This window comes from Kitasatospora sp. NPDC127060, assembly GCF_042724935.1.
Classification (GTDB): domain Bacteria; phylum Actinomycetota; class Actinomycetes; order Streptomycetales; family Streptomycetaceae; genus Kitasatospora.
In genome coordinates, this window is the sequence record NZ_JBHXEG010000199.1 from 1 (window position 1) to 1,181 (window position 1,181).

General features: G+C 68.4%; 2 protein-coding genes and 1 pseudogene. 2 read left to right on the forward strand and 1 reads right to left on the reverse strand.

The genetic code is table 11. The annotated features are described in order from the left end of the window. Positions 1 to 172, forward strand: a pseudogene (locus tag ACFWIS_RS40680) (electron transfer flavoprotein subunit alpha/FixB family protein); the annotation flags it as partial. Positions 173 to 338: 166 nt separating this feature from the next. Here the strand turns inward: ACFWIS_RS40680 and ACFWIS_RS40685 are convergent. Continuing rightward, positions 339 to 773 (reverse strand): hypothetical protein, encoded by a 435-nt coding sequence (locus tag ACFWIS_RS40685; RefSeq protein ID WP_380524402.1) that lies wholly within the window; start codon positions 771 to 773, stop codon positions 339 to 341. A gap of 217 nt (positions 774 to 990) precedes the next feature. Here ACFWIS_RS40685 and ACFWIS_RS40690 point away from each other — a divergent pair. Further along, on the forward strand, positions 991 to 1,181 hold a 191-nt coding region (locus ACFWIS_RS40690), incomplete at its 3' end, for an acyl-CoA dehydrogenase family protein (protein ID WP_380524404.1).

The window sequence follows — 1,181 nt, forward strand, 5'->3', positions numbered from 1 at the left end:
CATCTCGGGCGCCATCCAGCACCGGGCCGGCATGCAGACGTCGAAGACCATCGTGGCCGTCAACAAGGACCCCGAGGCCCCGATCTTCGAGCTGGCCGACTACGGCGTGGTCGGCGACCTCTTCGAGGTGCTGCCGCAGCTCACCACCGAGGTGAAGTCCCGCAAGGGCTGATCCCCCGGAGCAGCGCGGAGGGCGTGGCACTCGGTACCCCCGGTACCGAGTGCCACGCCCTCCGTCGTTCCCGGCGGTACGGACCACGCAGGTCGTACGGACCGTTCGGACGGTACGGACCACGCGGACCCACGCGGATCACCGGGCCCGCACGGCCCGCACCGATCTACTCGGCGAAGGCCGCGAGGTGCTGGGTGAACCCGCCCTGGGCCGGCGGCAGCGGCCGCGGCTCGACCTCCTGCTCCTGCTGCGGCTCCTCCACCGGCAGCAGCCGCAGTTCGGGCTGGTCGGAGCCGGGGGAGGGGAACAGCCGCACCCGGGTGCCGACCGGGACGGTGCTGCGCATCCCGTCCACGATGCACCAGACGTCGAACCCCTCCGCCATCCGGATCAGCGACTTCTGACGGACCAGCGGCGTACGGGCCTGCTCGACCGCGCAGCGCCGGACGACACCGGTGCCCTCGCTGGGCTCCAGCCGCAGTTCGGTGGAGCCGCAGGTGGGGCAGAGCAGCCGCTGGAAGGTCGGGTTGTTGCACCAGGTACAGCGCTGGAAGTACAGCGTCGTACTCCGGGTGTCGGCGTCGATGGCTGAGTGGACCACGTTGTCATCTCCCTGCGCTCGGACCGGCTCCGTCGGGCGGTAGTACGGCAGAAGTACGGCGGAACCACGGCAGTGGTGCGGCGGTAGTCCAGCGGTAGTTCGGCAGGAAAAGGATAGGGAACTCAGTGCCGCCCTGTGAAGGCACTGAGTTCCCTTTTTGCCGCGCGCGTGCATAATGAAGGGTACTGAGTACCGTCGTGAAACAGGAGTGGCGATCATGAGCCAGGACTTCGATCTCTTCCGTATCTCCGAGGAGCACGAGATGCTCCGTGAGGCGGTGCGTTCGCTGGCCGAGGCGAAGATCGCTCCGTTTGCGGCGGAGGTGGACGAGCAGGGGCGGTTCCCGCAGGAGGCGTTGGACGCGCTGACGGGCAACGATCTGCATGCGGTGCACGTGCCGGAGGTGTA